General features: G+C 60.1%; 12 protein-coding genes. 11 read left to right on the forward strand and 1 reads right to left on the reverse strand.

Annotated features, from left to right (window positions below; genetic code table 11):
- The first annotated feature begins 4 nt into the window (after positions 1-4).
- From nuoG to GVI59_RS09750, 11 genes are all read left to right on the forward strand, one after another.
- A complete protein-coding gene (gene nuoG / locus GVI59_RS09700; RefSeq protein ID WP_173574075.1) occupies positions 5-2041 on the forward strand; it encodes an NADH-quinone oxidoreductase subunit NuoG in 2037 nt (678 codons plus the stop codon).
- Between the two features lie 4 nt (positions 2042-2045).
- Positions 2046-3068: an NADH-quinone oxidoreductase subunit NuoH gene (gene nuoH, locus GVI59_RS09705; protein ID WP_173574076.1), complete on the forward strand. Its 1023-nt coding sequence runs from the start codon at positions 2046-2048 to the stop codon at positions 3066-3068.
- Positions 3068-3556, forward strand: coding sequence for an NADH-quinone oxidoreductase subunit NuoI (nuoI, locus tag GVI59_RS09710; RefSeq protein ID WP_173574077.1), 489 nt, complete (start codon positions 3068-3070; stop codon positions 3554-3556). Before nuoH ends, nuoI begins: the two co-directional genes overlap by 1 nt.
- A 60-nt stretch (positions 3557-3616) precedes the next feature.
- Complete coding sequence (locus GVI59_RS09715; protein ID WP_173574078.1) at positions 3617-4342, forward strand: NADH-quinone oxidoreductase subunit J; 726 nt, start codon at positions 3617-3619, stop codon at positions 4340-4342.
- Positions 4339-4662: an NADH-quinone oxidoreductase subunit NuoK gene (gene nuoK, locus GVI59_RS09720; protein ID WP_149026452.1), complete on the forward strand. Its 324-nt coding sequence runs from the start codon at positions 4339-4341 to the stop codon at positions 4660-4662. Before GVI59_RS09715 ends, nuoK begins: the two co-directional genes overlap by 4 nt.
- A gap of 5 nt (positions 4663-4667) precedes the next feature.
- Positions 4668-6611: an NADH-quinone oxidoreductase subunit L gene (nuoL, locus tag GVI59_RS09725; protein WP_173574079.1), complete on the forward strand. Its 1944-nt coding sequence runs from the start codon at positions 4668-4670 to the stop codon at positions 6609-6611.
- Between the two features lie 46 nt (positions 6612-6657).
- The gene (gene nuoN, locus GVI59_RS09730; protein WP_173574080.1) at positions 6658-8082 is read left to right on the forward strand and encodes an NADH-quinone oxidoreductase subunit NuoN; all 1425 of its coding nucleotides are present in this window, start codon (positions 6658-6660) and stop codon (positions 8080-8082) included.
- The gene (locus GVI59_RS09735; protein ID WP_173574081.1) at positions 8075-8881 is read left to right on the forward strand and encodes a biotin--[acetyl-CoA-carboxylase] ligase; all 807 of its coding nucleotides are present in this window, start codon (positions 8075-8077) and stop codon (positions 8879-8881) included. The genes nuoN and GVI59_RS09735 overlap by 8 nt, the downstream gene beginning before the upstream one ends.
- Positions 8865-9680 (forward strand): type III pantothenate kinase, encoded by an 816-nt coding sequence (locus GVI59_RS09740; RefSeq protein ID WP_173574082.1) that lies wholly within the window; start codon positions 8865-8867, stop codon positions 9678-9680. The genes GVI59_RS09735 and GVI59_RS09740 overlap by 17 nt, the downstream gene beginning before the upstream one ends.
- Before the next feature lie 9 nt (positions 9681-9689).
- Positions 9690-11339: a ribonuclease J gene (locus GVI59_RS09745; protein ID WP_173574083.1), complete on the forward strand. Its 1650-nt coding sequence runs from the start codon at positions 9690-9692 to the stop codon at positions 11337-11339.
- A gap of 157 nt (positions 11340-11496) precedes the next feature.
- Positions 11497-12174, forward strand: coding sequence for a TetR/AcrR family transcriptional regulator (locus GVI59_RS09750; protein WP_173574084.1), 678 nt, complete (start codon positions 11497-11499; stop codon positions 12172-12174).
- Here GVI59_RS09750 and GVI59_RS09755 read toward each other — a convergent pair.
- Positions 12095-13555 carry an NCS1 family nucleobase:cation symporter-1 gene (locus GVI59_RS09755; RefSeq protein WP_173574085.1) on the reverse strand — a complete coding sequence of 487 codons (1461 nt, stop codon included), beginning with the start codon at positions 13553-13555 and terminating at the stop codon, positions 12095-12097. The two genes, GVI59_RS09750 and GVI59_RS09755, sit on opposite strands and share 80 nt — an antisense overlap.
- Between the last annotated feature and the right edge of the window lie 67 nt (positions 13556-13622).

Here is a 13622-nt window from a genome sequence, read left to right on the forward strand (position 1 = left end):
GCTGATGGTCAGAGTCATTGTTGACGGCACACCGGTCGATGTCGCTCCCGGTTCCTCCGCGCTTCAGGCGTGCGAGGCGGCGGGCAAGGAAATTCCGCGTTTCTGCTATCATGAGCGCCTGTCGGTCGCGGGTAACTGCCGCATGTGCCTCGTTGAGGTCGCACGGGCCCCGAAACCGGTCGCCTCGTGTGGCTTCCCTGTAAACGAGGGCATGCAGATCTTCACGGACACGGAAACGGTCCGCAAGGCGCGCCGGGCGGTGATGGAGTTCCTGCTTATCAACCATCCGCTCGACTGTCCGATCTGCGATCAGGGCGGCGAGTGCGATCTACAGGATCAGGCGTACGGCTACGGTAGCGGTATTTCCCGCTATCATGAGGAAAAGCGGGCGGTCACCGACAAAAATCTCGGTCCGCTGGTGAAAACCGTGATGACACGCTGCATCCAGTGCACGCGTTGTGTCCGTTTCAGTGCGGAAGTGGCGGGTACGCCGGAACTGGGTGGCATTTCGCGTGGTGAGAACCTTGAGATCACCACCTATGTCGAGAAGGCGTTGACGTCGGAACTGTCCGGCAACCTGATCGACATCTGTCCGGTCGGCGCTCTGACTTCCAAGCCATCCGCCTTTCAGGCCCGTCCGTGGGAACTGCGGAAGACCGACGCCATCGACGTGATGGATGCGGTCGGCACCAACATCCAGATTCAGGCGCGTGGCGGCGAGGTGAAACGCATTGTTCCCCGCGTGAATGACGAGGTGAACGAGGAATGGCTGTCCGACAAGGGCCGTTTCTCTGTCGATGGTCTGAAGCGTCGTCGTCTCGATCGTCCGTGGGTGCGCGTGCACGGCAAGCTGCACCCGGCGAGTTGGCAGGATGCTTTCGTCGCCATCGCCAAACGGCTTGAGGGCGTGCAGGGCAGCCGGATCGGCGCGATTGTCGGCGACCTGTGCGACGCCGAGAGCATCATGGCGCTGCGTGACCTGATGTGGTCACTGGGTTCGCTGAACCTCGACTGCCGTCAGGATGGCGCGAAATACGATCTGTCGGATCGTTCGCGTTATACATTCGTAAGCGGCATTGTTGGCATTGACGAGGCGGACGCGATCCTTGTGGTCGGGGCCAACCCGCGTCTGGATGCGCCGGTTCTGAACGCCCGCATCCGCAAGCGCTATCTGTCACTGGGACGTGGCGGTCTGCCGATCGGTGTCATTGGCACGCTGTCGTCCGATCCGACATGGGCTTACGAGGATCTGGGCAGCAATCCGGTCTCGGTGAACGGTCTGCTGAGCGGCAATGTCGAATTTGTCGAAAAGCTTAAAGCCGCCAAGAAACCGATGATCATCGTCGGGCAGGAGGCGCTGACCCGTGAAGATTCCGGCGCCATTCTGAAAGCCTGTCGCGCTCTGGCGGAATCGGTTGGCGCGCTGACGGACGGGTGGAACGGTCTGAACATCCTGCACACGGCGGCGTCGCGTGTTGCGGCGCTCGATCTCGGCTTTGTGCCACGCAACGGGGGACGCAGTCTGCGCGGAATGCTGAGCAGCGGCGTCGATGTGTTGTGGCTTCTGGGCGCGGACGAGTTCTCCGTGAACGCCATCAGCCCGGAAACCTTCGTGATCTATCAGGGCCATCATGGTGATGCGGGCGCGGCCCGTGCCGACGTGATCCTGCCGGGTTCGGCCTACACCGAGAAATCAGGCACATGGGTGAACACCGAAGGTCGTATCCAGCGCAGCTTTCAGGCCGTCTTTCCACCGGGCGAGGCGAAGGAAGACTGGAAAATCATCCGCGCCGCGTCAGAAGTTCTTGGCGCGAAGCTGCCTTACGACACGATCGAAGCGTTGCGTGAGCGACTTCAACTCGGCGTGTCCTCGGCAGCAGGAGAAACGGCGGAAGAGCCCGGCGTCGACACCATCCAGGCCAAACCGCTTCTGGCGTCCTCCCGGAGTTATTACCTGACAAACCCGATCAGCCGGTCCAGTCCGACCATGGTCGAGTGCGCGGAAGTCTACGCGCCGAGTGTGGCTGTAGCGGCGGAGTAGGAACGTGGCTGACTTTTTCTTCCATACGCTTGCCGGCCAGCTCATCCTCATGGTGCTGGAAACTCTGGCGGTTCTCGTGCCGCTGCTGATCGGCGTGGCTTACCTGACGCTCATGGAGCGCAAGGTGATGGCGGCGATGCAGTTGCGTCGTGGTCCGAACGTGAACGGCATTTTCGGTCTGCTTCAGGCTTTCGCCGACGCGATCAAGATGATCACCAAGGAAACGATCATCCCCGCCGGGGCCAACCGCTTCCTGTTCCTGTTCGCGCCGTTTCTGACGTTCTCGCTGGCCATGACGGCCTGGGCGGTCATCCCGACGGGCAACGGGCTGGCGGTCGCCAACATCAATGTCGGCATTCTCTACCTGCTGGCGATTTCCTCGCTCGGTGTTTACGGCATGCTCATCGCGGGCTGGGCGTCGAACTCCAAATACGCCTTTCTCGGCAGTCTTCGGTCCGCCGCGCAGATGGTGTCCTACGAAGTCTCCATCGGTCTGGTGATCGTCTCCGTACTGCTCGCGGTCGGGAGTCTGAACCTCAACGATATCGTGCTGGCGCAGCGTCATGTCTGGTTCTGCGTGCCGATGTTCCCGATGTTCATCCTGTTCTTCATCTCGGCGCTGGCCGAGACGAACCGCGCGCCATTCGATCTTCCCGAAGGCGAGAGCGAGCTGGTGGCGGGCTTCTTCGTCGAATATTCCTCGCTCTCCTTCGGCCTCTTCTTCCTTGGCGAATATGCCAACATGATCCTCATGTCCGGCATGGTCAGCATCCTGTTCCTTGGTGGCTGGCTGCCGCCGCTCGGCATCGCGCCGCTGACATGGATTCCGGGGCCGCTCTGGCTGATCGCCAAGATCCTGTTCTGTCTTTTCGTCTTTATCTGGACCCGTGCAACGTTCCCCCGTTTCCGTTATGACCAGCTCATGCGCCTTGGCTGGAAAGTGTTCCTGCCATTCTCGCTGCTCTGGATGATCGCGACCGCCGGGTTCCTGCTTGCAACGGGTCTTCTGCCGCAGGGAGTAAGCTGATGGCTGGCATGGATCGTGCGCTGAAGGCTTTTCTGCTTACTGAAATCGTCTCCGGCATGGCCGCGACATTCAGGACGATGTTCAAGCCGAAAGTCACCATCAACTACCCTTATGAAAAGGGACCGCTTTCTCCGCGTTTCCGTGGTGAGCACGCGCTGCGCCGCTACCCGAATGGCGAGGAACGCTGCATCGCCTGCAAACTGTGCGAGGCGACCTGCCCGGCGGAGGCGATCGTCATCGAGGCCGAGCCGCGTGACGACGGCTCCCGCCGCACCACGCGCTACGACATCGACATGACGAAGTGCATCTATTGCGGCCTGTGCGAGGAAGCCTGTCCGGTGGACGCCATCGTCGAGGGACCGAACTACGAGTTCGCCACGGAGACCCGTGAAGAGCTCATGTACAACAAGGAAAAGCTGCTCTCGAACGGCGACCGCTGGGAGAGCGTGCTGGCACGGAGGCTCGAGCTTGATGCGCCTTATCGCTGATCGGCCCCACGCTATGTCTGTCGCCGTGTCCGCCGCCTGTCGCAGGGGAGGCTGTGTCTGATGGTCCAGCTCGTCTTTTATGTGTTCGCCACCATTCTGGTCGGCTCAGCCGCCATGGTGATCAGCGCACGCAATCCGGTCCATTCGGTTCTGTTCCTGATCCTTGCGTTCTTCAACGCGGCGGGTCTGTTTCTGGTTGCCGGGGCCGAGTTCCTCGCGATGATCCTGGTGATCGTCTATGTCGGCGCGGTCGCCGTGCTGTTCCTGTTCGTGGTGATGATGCTCGACATCGACTTCACCAAAATGCGGGAAGGCTTGCAGCGTTACGCGCCCATCGGCGGCGTTGTCGGCTGCATCCTGTTCGTCGAACTGGTGATGGCGGGCCTGCACTGGGGCATGTCCCCGGTCATGCCTGCGCCAATTACGGGCGGCCTCGGCCAGCCCGGAGGCGCTGCGACCAACACCGGCGCGCTCGGCAACCTGATCTACACGCACTACATCCTGCTGTTCCAGCTTTGCGGTCTCGTGCTGCTCGTCGCCATGATCGGCGCGATCACCCTGACCCTGCGTGACCGCCCGATGGGCCGTCGTCAGATCATCTCCCGCCAGCATGAGCGCAAGCGCGCCGACACGCTGGAGATGATGAACCTGCCGCTGGGGCAGGGCACGGATGCCAACGGCGGTTTCATCCGCCCCAACGATTCCTATTACGTGACAGCCGTTCCGGGCTCTTACGGAGTCCCTGCCGCCGAAAAACGCGAGCCGGGTGAAGGAGACGCAGAATGAACACGGCAATCGCCCAGATCGGGCTCGGTCCCTACCTGACGGTCAGCGCGGCGCTGCTGGTGCTCGGCGTGTTCGGCATCTTCCTCAACCGGAAGAACATCATCATCATCATGATGTCGATGGAGTTGATCCTGCTGGCCGCCAACCTCAATCTGGTGGCGTTTTCCTCCGTGCTGGGCGATCTCTCGGGGCAGGTGCTGACGCTGTTCGTCCTGACCATCGCGGCCGCTGAAGCCGCGATCGGGCTGGCCATCCTCACTGTCTATTTCCGCAACCGTGGCTCGATTCAGGTCGAGGACGTTGCGACGATGAAGGGCTGAGCACCATGCAGGCAGCACTCATCCTCTTTTCGGTCGCGACACTGGCGCCGCTGTGCGGTTCGGCTATCGCGGGACTGTTCGGACGTCGCATCGGTGACGGCGCGGCGCAGGCCGTGACGGTCCTGTGCATGCTCATCGCCACGGTATGCAGCTATGGCGCGCTGCTCGGCGGCATGGTCGGCGGCGGGATGCCCAGCGTGGCCCTGCTGGCGCACTGGGTTGACGCCGGTTCCTTCCATGTGAACTGGGCGCTTCGGTTCGATACGCTGTCCGCCACCATGGTGGCGATGGTGCTGACCGTCTCAACGCTCGTGCACATCTACAGCATCGGCTACATGTCGCATGAGACGATGCCGCGTTACCGGTTCTTCTCCTATCTTTCGCTGTTCACCTTCGCCATGCTGATGTTGGTCACGTCCAACGACCTGATCCAGCTTTTCTTCGGCTGGGAAGGCGTCGGTCTCGCGAGTTACCTGCTGATCGGCTACTGGTATCAGAAGCCGAGCGCCTGCGCCGCCGCGATCAAGGCTTTCGTGGTCAACCGCATTGCCGACCTGTTCTTCCTCGTCGGTATCGGCCTGATCTTCGTGGTGTTCGGTACGGTTCAGTATGACGACATCTTCGCCACGGTCCCGGATCACGTCCAGACGGGTTATTACCTGTTCGGTTCGACCCATTCCGTGCTTGAGGTGATCGCCACGCTGCTGTTCATCGGCGCGATGGGCAAGTCGGCTCAGCTGTTCCTGCACACCTGGCTGCCGGACGCGATGGAAGGCCCGACGCCTGTGTCAGCGCTGATCCACGCCGCCACCATGGTCACGGCGGGTGTCTTCCTGATGGCGCGCATGTCGCCGCTGGTCGAGTTCGCGCCTGACACACGGATCTTCATCGTGCTGATCGGTGCCACGACCTGCTTCTTCGCGGCGACGGTCGGTCTGGTGCAGCCAGACATCAAGCGCACGATCGCCTATTCCACCTGCTCGCAGCTTGGCTACATGTTCATGGCCATCGGTGTGGGAGCTTATCAGGCGGCGGTCTTCCATCTGACGACCCACGCTTTCTTCAAGGCGATGCTGTTCCTTGGCGCAGGCTGCGTGATTCACGCCATGCACGACGAGCAGGACATGTTCCGCATGGGCGGCCTGTGGAAGAAAATTCCGGTGACCTACGCCATGATGTGGATCGGCAGTCTGGCGCTGGCGGGCGTGTTCCCCTTCGCCGGTTACTGGTCGAAGGACGCCATCCTGAATGCGGCATGGGTTTCCCATTCCGGCATGGGCACCTATGGCTGGATCCTCGGCACGGTCACGGCGTTCATTACGGCGCTGTATAGCTGGCGTCTGATCTTTCTCGTGTTCCACGGCAAGCCGCGTGACCAGCATGCGTTCGATCATGCGCATGAAAGCCCGGCCGTCATGCTGGGTCCGGTGCTGATCCTGTCGGTCGGCGCACTGATCGCCGGTGCGGTTCTGGCTCCGTTCTATATCGGCGGCAAGCAGGAAGGGTTCTGGGGAGGCGCGATTTTCAATGCGCCGGGCAACACGGTCATGGCCTCGCTTGAGGATGTTCCGACGCTGATCGGTCTGATGCCGAGCATTGTCGGTCTGCTGGGCATTGCTCTGGCTTATGTCCTCTATGTCGCCAGGCCGGAACTGCCGGAGCAGATCGCCACGTCCTTCCGCCCGGTTTACCAGTTCCTGCTCAACAAATGGTATTTCGACGAACTGTATGACGTGATCTTCGTGAAGCCCTACCGCGCCATTGCCCGCGCCCTGTGGCACGGCGTGGACGAGGGGGTGATCGAGAAGATCCCCGTCGGTCTTGCCGAGGCGACGCGCGGCACGGCGGTCTCCGCCACGCGCACGCAGACCGGGTCCATCGCGATCTATGCGTTCACCATGCTTGTTGGTCTGGTCGTGTTCGTCACCACCGTGGTGTTTTTCCAATGAGCGGTTTTTCTGAAATCCTGCACGTCATCGCCGGGGAGAATGGACGATGAACTGGATACTTGCGTTGCCGGAAATCGTTCTGGCGGTCAGCGGTCTTCTTATCCTCTCGGTGGGTGTGCTCACGAAGAAGGGTCATGCCTTCCTGCCGTCAGCGACGCTGAGCATCGCGGCCTTCGTGGTGACCGGTTTTCTGGTGGCTCTCTCGCCGGGTGGCGTGGGGTATGACGGACTGTTCGTGGTCGATGCGTTCGCCCGCTTCATCAAGCTGCTGGCCATTGTCGGTGGCGTGGTCGCGATTGCGCTGTCGGTCGGTTACACTAACGAGCACCGCGAACTGCCGTTCGAGATGCCCATTCTCGTCCTGTTCTCCACGCTTGGCGCGATGGTCATGGCGTCGTCCACCAACCTGATGACGCTGTTCGTCGGACTGGAACTCTCCTCGCTGGCGATCTACGTGCTGTGCGCTCTGGAGAGGGATCGTCTGGGGTCTGCTGAAGCCGGACTGAAATACTTCATCCTCGGTTCGCTGGCGTCCGGCCTGCTGCTGTATGGCGTGTCGCTGGTCTACGGTTACGCAGGCACGATGGAGTATGCTCCCATCGCCGCCGAGATCAATAGCGCCGGTATTCTGCCGATCGGCCTTGTCATTGGCATGGTGTTCGTCATCGTCGGACTGGCGTTCAAGCTGTCCGCCGTGCCGTTCCACATGTGGACGCCGGATGTCTATCAGGGCGCGCCGACACCGGTGACGGCCTACATGGCTGGTGCGCCGAAGTTCGCGGCTTTCGCCCTGATCCTGCGTGTGATGGCGGGACCGTTCGGCGCCATGTCGCCACGCTGGCAGCTGCTGATCGAGGTGATCGCGGCGCTGTCCATGCTGTTCGGTTCCTTCGCCGCTATTCCGCAGCGCAACATCAAGCGCCTGATGGCTTATTCCTCGATCGGCCATATGGGTTACGCGATGATGGGTCTTGCTGCTGCTTCGCCCGCAGGGACGACCGGCACGCTGGTCTATCTCACGACCTATCTGATCATGAATGCGGGTACGTTCGGCGTGATCACCGCCATGCGTCGGCAGGGACGTGAGGTCACGGAAATCTCCGACATCGCAGGGCTTGGCCGCACCAATCCGGGACTGGCTCTGGTGCTGGCGATCTGCATGTTCAGCATGATCGGCGTGCCGCCGCTGGCCGGGTTCTTCGGCAAGTTCATGGTGTTCGCAGCAGCCTGGAATGCTGGCCTGTATCCGCTGATCGCTGTGGGCGTGGTGTCGGCCATCGTTGGCGCGTTCTATTACCTGCGTATCGTTAAGGTGGCCTATTTCGATCCAGCGGCTCCGGCCTTCGATCGTCCTGCTCCGTCCGTTTCGTTCGTGTCCATTGCAATGGGGCTGGCGACAGTCCTGTTCCTGATTGGTCTGGGTCCGATCAGCGAGGCTGCGCAGGCTGCGGCGCAGGCGCTCATTGGCTGAGCGGGTTGCGCCGCGGGGGAGCGGCACAGATCAGTCGTCCGACTGGCGGCTTTCATGCTTTGACGAACTGCCTTCAACATCTGACCTCTGTCTGGCAAAGGCGGAGGAAGGTGAGGCGGATGGTTTCGCCGCTCTGGCGTTTCACCAGACAAGTCCGCGCGGCAGTCGCGGACGTCTCTGGTCTGATCCCGGCGACAGTCTGGCCCTTTCGGTGTTGCTGCGTCCGGATGCGAACGAACGAAAACAGCCGGGCGCTTGGGCATTCATCGCGGCTCTGGCGTTTCATGATGGGCTTGCTTCAGGGCGGGAAAGTTCCCGACTGCGGATCAAATGGCCCAATGACATCGTGCTCGATGGTCGCAAGATGGGCGGTATTCTGGTTGAAGCCGGCGGAGGCGCGGCCGCCTGGCTGGTCATTGGTTTCGGGGCCAATCTTGTGGCGTCGCCCGCCATTCCCGGCCGGAAACTGGCCTCTCTGGCGGAGTGGACAGCCTCCTGCCAGCCGCGCGCTGTCGCGGAGAGAATTCTTGTCGCTCTGGCGCACTGGCGGCAGGTTTTCAGGACTGAAGGCTTCGCCGCAATTCGCCTCGCATGGCTTGAACGATCGCTGCCTTTGGGTGCGCCTCTTGTAGTAAATGGCGGCGGACACTATTCTAAAGGCAGATTTGCAGGGATTGGTGAGGATGGTGAGTTGCTCCTCGACTGTAATGGAAAGGTCGAGAGAGTGATTACGGGTGAAGTGCTTTATGGTGATCCCACGGTGAACGCGCTGGAAACCGGTCGTGCTGCTGGTCATTGACGCAGGCAATACGAACGCTGTTTTTGCGGTCGATGATGGAGAGAAATGGCGCGGAACGTGGCGCATTTCCATGCAGACCCAGCGTACCAGTGACGAATACGCGGTGTGGTTGCTGACGCTGCTGCATAACGAAGGGATCGCGCCAGAGGATATTACAGGAGCCGCCATCGGCACGGTTGTGCCTGCCGCCTTCTATCACCTCCGCCAGCTCTGCCGTCAGTATTTCAATGTCGAGCCTCTCGTGGCGTCACCGCGTCTGGACTGGGGTTTCCAGATTGCTCTTGATAACCCGACGGAAGTGGGTGTCGACCGTCTGCTGAACGGGCTTGCAGCCCAGCGCCTTTATGGTGGCCCGCTGGTGGTCATCGATTTCGGCACGGCCACCACGTTCGATGTCGTGGCGGAGGACGGAACCTATCTGGGCGGCATCATTGCCCCCGGCATCAACCTGTCGGTTGAGGCCCTGCATATGGCCGCGGCACGTCTGCCGCGGATTGGAATTGGTCGCCCGGAAGGGGGTCTTGTCATTGGGAAGAACACGAACATGGCCATGCGGTCAGGCGTGTTCTGGGGATATGTCGGATTGATCGAAGGGCTTGTCGAGCGGATCAAACGGGAGTTCGGAGCGCCCATGAAGGTGCTTGCGACCGGTGGTCTCGCGCCGCTCTTCTCCGAAGGAACACAGGTCTTCGACCATATCGACCCTGAATTGACCATCAACGGATTGCGGTTCCTGTTCGAACGAAACCCGGAGCCGCCATTACACACCATCACAGACAGTACACAGGAAGAAGGATAACAATACGACATGACGGAAAAGGATAGCGGTCTGGCCTTTCTGCCACTCGGCGGAACGGGCGAGATCGGTATGAACCTCAACCTTTACAGGTTGGGGGAGACATGGCTCGCAGTGGATTGCGGCATCGGGTTCTCCGGCAATGATACGCCGGAAGCGGAAATTCTGGTGCCGGACCCGACCTATATCGTGGAACGTCGGGAGAAACTGGCCGGTCTGGTCATCACCCACGCCCATGAAGATCATATCGGCGCAGTCGCGCATCTCTGGACACGCCTCGGTTGTCCGATCTACGCGACGCCTTTCGCCGCGACCGTGCTGCGTCGCAAACTCGGTGAGGCCCGCCTCGACCAGCAGGTGAAGATCCACGTGATCCCCTGCGGTGGACGTTTCAATGTCGGTCCGTTCGACATCGAGTTCATCCCGGTGACCCATTCGGTGCCGGAAGCGCAGGCGATGGCCATCCGTACGCCTCAGGGCGTTGTGGTGCATACCGGTGACTGGAAGATCGATCCGACGCCGCTGGTTGGTCCGCCGACCGATATCGAGCGTCTGCGGCAGATCGGCGACGAAGGCGTGCTGGCGCTGGTGTGTGACAGCACCAACGTCATGACGCCGGGAGCCTCGCGCTCTGAAGCCGAAGTGCGTCAGGGCCTGACGGAACTGATGGGAACGCTGACAGGGCGTATCGCCGTCACCTGCTTTGCGTCCAACGTCGCCCGTGTGGAAACCATCGCCATGGCAGCGCAGGCTGCCGGACGTGTCGTGGTGCTGGTCGGTCGCTCCCTGCGGAACCTCGATGTGGCGGCGCGTGAGTGCGGCTATCTGTCGGGTGTGCTGCCGTTCCTGCCTGAATACGAGATCAACAATGTCGAGGACGACAAGATCGTCATGATCATCACCGGCAGTCAGGGCGAGCCTCGCTCGGCGCTGTCGCGGATCGCCTCGGACACGCATCAGAGCGTGGCGCTCGGGGAAGGGGATACGGTCATCTATTCAAGCCGTATGATCCCCGGCAACGAGCGTGCCATCATGCAGGTGCAGGACAATCTGACCCGTAACGGTGTCCGTGTCATCACGGACAAGGAAGGGTACATGATCCACTGTTCCGGCCATGCCACGGCTGATGACGTGCGGACGATGTATGACCTGATCCGTCCGCAATATGCCGTGCCGACGCATGGTGAATGGCGTCACCTGACGGCTCATGCTGCTCTGGCTCAGGAAAAGGGCATCGCCTCCATCCTGCTGGAAGACGGCGACATCCTGAACCTCGCTCCCGGTGCGGTGCAGGTGGTCGACACTGCGCCGACGGGTCGTCTGGCTGTGGACGGCAATCGTCTGCTGGCGATGGATGGCGATGTTCTGTCCGCGCGTCGCAAGATGCTGTTCAACGGCATCATCATCGCCAGCGTCGCGGTGGATGACGAAGGCTATGTCATCGGTGAGCCGAAGATCAGCGCGCCGGGGCTGCTGGAAGCGGGGGAACCGGAAAGCATCCGCGTGCAGGAAGAGTTTTCCAACGCAATCGACGAGATTCCGGACGAACTGCGTATGGACGATGTTTCTTTCCGGGAAGCCGCCAAGACGGCGCTGCGTCGCGCTCTGGGGCGCAAGCTTCAGAAGCGTCCGCTTGTGGACGTGCACGTCCTTCGCGTCTGATAGACCGTGTTTCAGGCAGGCACCAGTTCTGAAAGTGTCTGCCTGTTCCTGAACGCGGCAGATGATACGTTTCGAAATGCTGCGGTCATGTATGGTCAATGACCGGGTGACATAATCATCGGACGATGGTCACAGGACTCTAGAGACAGAAAATTCGATGCGGCAGAAAGACGGAAACCGGCCCGCAGGGTCTTTGCGCGAGAATATGACAGGTCATATTCTGGATGCCGCAGAAAAAGTCTTTTCCTGTCACGGTTTTTCTGGTGCCCGCGTTGATGAGATCGCCCGGGTCTGCGATCTGCCGAAAGCAAATGTCCTTTATTATTTCAGCACCAAGGAAAAGCTCTATCATGCGACGCTGGAGCGTTTTCTTGATGGTTGGCTGGCCGATGCTGACGCGTGGATTTCAGAAAAAAACAGGCCCTATGACGGTCTGCTGAAATACGTTCAGGCAAAAATCATTTTTTCCCGACGCAAGCCGGAGGTCTCCCGGCTCTTCATGCAGGAACTCCTGTCCGGCGGTGACCGGATTGAGGATTTTCTCAGAATCACGCTGAAAGAGCATGTCGAGAGACTGTCGGACGTTTTCAGGGTCTGGCAGGAGCGGGGGCAGATGAAGGCGGTGAATGTTCCGCACTTCATGTTCCTGCTCTGGTCCATGACACAGTCTTACGCCGACATGCAGGTTCAGTTTGCAGCAGTGCTGGGTCGGAAAAAACTCCTGAAAAGCGATTATGACGAGGGCCTGAACACCATCATGCAACTGCTTTCTTCTGTGTGCATCGATGAGGAAACATCTGCGCCAGAACAAGATAGAAGCCGAGCGCGGTCATAAAACCGGCGACACAGGACAGGTTCCGATACTCCGCGAAAGCAGAGAAAGAAATAAAGCTCAGCCCGCAGAGCGTGCCCGCGACAAGAGCGCTGATTGCGACGGGGTTGACGCCTCCCTGATACCAGTAAGCATCGTTCCGGTCAGAGGAATAAAGAGCTTCTGGCTGGATGTGCTGCTTTTTGACGATGTAGTAATCGGCCAGAAGAATGGCGACCATCGGCGTGATGCAGCTTCCCAGTACATCGAGTGTGAGATGCACCAGTTCGGGGCGTGCATACAGGTTCCATGGCGTGACGATGATGGCGCCTGTTGCGGCGATCAGCCCTCCCTGACGCCATGAAAGACGGTTGGGCGCAATATTGGAAAAATCAAAGGCAGCAGAAACGAAATTGGCGGAAATGTTGATGCCGATCGTGGCAGTCACAACCGTCAGAACGCCAAGAAGGGCTGTGGTCAGGCTCGTGGTTTTCACCACCGTTTCCACCGGATCGAAAATCAGATGACCAAAGACCGGCAGCGTCAGGGCGATCGTCAGGAGGGTCAGGAAGGCAAAAGCCAGAAGATTGAAGGGAAGGCCCCAGAAGTTGCCGCTGCGGATCGCGCGCATGCTGACTCCGTAGCGTGCAAAATCCCCAAAATTGAGAATGATCGGTGAGAAATAGGCGAAGATCAGCGCCATCGCATTCACAATGCCGGAGAACTGCTGTGTGAAGGTGGGATGTGTCGCGACATGGAACATGTGAAACGAGACATGCCCACCCGTCCTGAAAAGAAGCCACCCGTCGAGAAGCGCCATCATGCCGTAAATGATGGGACCGGCCCAGTCGATGAAATGGCGTATGGCGTCCATGCCGTTCCAGAAAACCATGATCTGCAGGGTCCATACGGTCATGAAGGCGATCCACCCGACCAGTGACAGCCCCACAAAGCCATGTTGTGAGGCGATGGCCCATGGTTCAATGGAAGGCCAGAGTTTGACAGCGAGCACCACGAGCGCGTTGGAGGCGAGCCAGGTCTGGATGCCGTACCAGCCTATGGCGATCAGTCCGCGTATGAGGGCGGCGAGGATGGCCCCATACACACCGAACGTCATACGGACCAGGACGGGAAACGGTGCGCCTGTGCGGAAGCTGGGGGCGGCGACAAGGTTGCACGCCACCTGCACCACCAGAATACCGAGGAGCAGGGCGAGGAACACGTCCTGAAGCGGTAATCCCATGACGAACAGGCTGCTGACCGTCACATAGCCCGCCACGCTATGAATGTTGGACATCCACAGGAACAGGTAATCCTTGCCGCCCCATGTGCGACGGGTCACGGGAGCCAGATCGTCATTGATCAGACTGGATGAACCTGTTTGGAGTGATGAAGGGCCGCTCATGGTGCTCTCCCTGAGAACATGATTCGTTTCCGAAATATCTTATTGACCAGATAGTCAGAATAACAAT

Origin of the sequence: Acetobacter sicerae (assembly GCF_011516765.1) — a bacterium.
In the GTDB taxonomy this organism is placed as follows: Bacteria; Pseudomonadota; Alphaproteobacteria; order Acetobacterales; family Acetobacteraceae; genus Acetobacter; species Acetobacter sicerae.

Coding starts and splice junctions, on each gene's coding strand:
- GVI59_RS09745 (WP_173574083.1), top strand. CDS start 9,690: ATGACGGAAAAGGATAGCGGTCTGGCCTTTCTGCCACTCGGCGGAACG.
- nuoI (WP_173574077.1), top strand. CDS start 3,068: ATGGCTGGCATGGATCGTGCGCTGAAGGCTTTTCTGCTTACTGAAATC.
- GVI59_RS09715 (WP_173574078.1), top strand. CDS start 3,617: ATGGTCCAGCTCGTCTTTTATGTGTTCGCCACCATTCTGGTCGGCTCA.
- nuoL (WP_173574079.1), top strand. CDS start 4,668: ATGCAGGCAGCACTCATCCTCTTTTCGGTCGCGACACTGGCGCCGCTG.
- nuoG (WP_173574075.1), top strand. CDS start 5: ATGGTCAGAGTCATTGTTGACGGCACACCGGTCGATGTCGCTCCCGGT.
- GVI59_RS09750 (WP_173574084.1), top strand. CDS start 11,497: ATGCGGCAGAAAGACGGAAACCGGCCCGCAGGGTCTTTGCGCGAGAAT.
- nuoK (WP_149026452.1), top strand. CDS start 4,339: ATGAACACGGCAATCGCCCAGATCGGGCTCGGTCCCTACCTGACGGTC.
- GVI59_RS09755 (WP_173574085.1), bottom strand. CDS start 13,555: ATGAGCGGCCCTTCATCACTCCAAACAGGTTCATCCAGTCTGATCAAT.
- nuoN (WP_173574080.1), top strand. CDS start 6,658: ATGAACTGGATACTTGCGTTGCCGGAAATCGTTCTGGCGGTCAGCGGT.